This window comes from Breznakibacter xylanolyticus (assembly GCF_003254275.1).
In the GTDB taxonomy this organism is placed as follows: domain Bacteria; phylum Bacteroidota; class Bacteroidia; order Bacteroidales; family Marinilabiliaceae; genus Breznakibacter; species Breznakibacter xylanolyticus.
Window position 1 is genome coordinate 1 of record NZ_QKZK01000091.1, and the last position, 1,003, is coordinate 1,003.

The 1,003-nt window shown below is 38.9% G+C and carries 2 protein-coding genes; both read right to left on the reverse strand.

Annotated features, from left to right (window positions below; translation table 11 throughout):
* A partial coding sequence (locus LX69_RS17450; RefSeq protein WP_111447303.1) for a nucleotidyl transferase AbiEii/AbiGii toxin family protein occupies positions 1-777 on the reverse strand: 777 nt, incomplete at its 3' end.
* Positions 774-1,003, reverse strand: a 230-nt coding sequence (locus LX69_RS17455) for a type IV toxin-antitoxin system AbiEi family antitoxin domain-containing protein (protein WP_185741731.1), incomplete at its 5' end; no start/stop codon positions are given. The genes LX69_RS17450 and LX69_RS17455, both read right to left, overlap by 4 nt.

Here is a 1,003-nt window from a genome sequence, read left to right on the forward strand (position 1 = left end):
TTCTCCCATCTCGAAACTTAACAAGAACCGTTTTTCATCATCAGTAAGTCTTTGTTGGATGGTATCAATTAACGTGGCTCTGGTTTTTTCGTAGTCATCATAAGTGAATTCAACCGAAGTCATTCCTGCAAATTGTTTGTCAAAGGCGGACTTCTGATCTTTTAGAATGGGAAACAATAATTCAATGATGGGTTTGTAATGGCTAATCAAACCAATCTTTACTCCGTCCCATATTTCATCGGATACCCCTTCATTTTCCATGAGAAGTTTGACATCAAAAACATCACGTGGATGCTGCCTGTCTATGGCAGCACAAATCTTACCGCCGTACAATTCAGCCAGCGATACCACATTAATGGCAGCAAACTTACCAAACTCATCCTGAACTGACTCCACCACTTGCATGAATTCAGTTGGAAATACATTACCTCTGGTAATGGTATTGACTTCTATCTTTATCTGAGCATTCTTACTCTGAACATTGAGCTTGACATCCGTTTCGCCGTTTAATGGAACGGTATGGACTTTTACATTAGTCAAATTTCTTTCAATGTCGGTTTTAATCCGATTTAAACCTTCTTGAATGTTTTTCAAGGCTTCATCTCTTGTATCCAATGGCAAATAAGTCAGGTCAATGTCCACCGAAAGGCGAGGCATATCCCGAATAAAGAGGTTAATGGCTGTACCTCCCTTTAGAGCAAATATTTTCTCTTTGGCTACATATGGCAAAACCTGTAACAACAAATCGACCTGAGCTTTATATGTGGCTGAAATCATAATTCGGCTAATTCTTTTGGGATTGACAGTAAATACTTTGGAATGTAAACACCTTTCTCGGCTAGCATTCGGTTGCCTTTACCTAAATCAAATTGTTCGGTTTCAAGAAATTGAAACCATTGATGATTTGTTTTTTCGGCCATATAGAGAAACAGGCGTTTTACTTTCACTGAATTACAACTGGCCAACAGCTCCTTTAGCAGTTTGGGCTTTAAATTCACCAGAC